Here is a 558-nt window from a genome sequence, read left to right as displayed (position 1 = left end):
AAGGTGGTTTCCATGGTCAGCAACAAGGCCAATACCAGTCGTCAGGTTGGCAGCAAGCCTCACAGGCGGATCAATTGGCCGATGCGTACAAAATTTTGGATGTGTCACCAGAGGCGGACGGTAAAACTGTTAAACGAGCTTACCGTAAGTTAATGAATGAGCACCACCCTGATAAATTGATGGCCAAAGGTTTACCGCCAGAAATGATGAACGTCGCAAAAGAAAAATCGCAAGAAATTCAAAACGCTTACGATTTAATTAAAAAGGTAAAAGGCTTTAAGTAAGCCAAAATCTAGCAAGCAAACTAGAAAGTAAAAAGGGCACTTGGTGCCCTTTTTAGCTTTTGGGTTATCGGTGGTTAAAAGCATCTCAAGCTGAACAAGGCTGGATAAATCAGTCGGCTTGGTTCAAGTTCCAATCGTAGTCGTGCTTCACCCGACCTGAAAAATGGTTGTATTGTGGCGCGTACTTTCTGATGTGGTTAAACACCTCTTTCTCACCACCAAAATCAACGGCAAACCACTCATAAATTGAAGATATTTTCGCCGTGTCACCTAG

The 558-nt window shown here is 43.2% G+C and carries 1 protein-coding gene and 1 pseudogene; one reads left to right on the top strand and one right to left on the bottom strand.

What is annotated here, in order from left to right:
* Positions 1 to 284 (top strand): DnaJ domain-containing protein (locus R7Q11_RS28445; protein WP_225467261.1); only part of this gene is annotated, 284 nt, incomplete at its 5' end.
* 109 nt (positions 285 to 393) lie between these two features.
* Here the strand turns inward: R7Q11_RS28445 and R7Q11_RS28440 are convergent.
* Positions 394 to 558: pseudogene (locus R7Q11_RS28440) on the bottom strand (DUF547 domain-containing protein); the annotation flags it as partial.

Source organism: Vibrio sp. 970 (assembly GCF_033339075.1).
The sequence above is the reverse complement of the archived record's forward strand: the minus strand, read 5'-3'. Positions and strand labels throughout refer to the sequence as shown.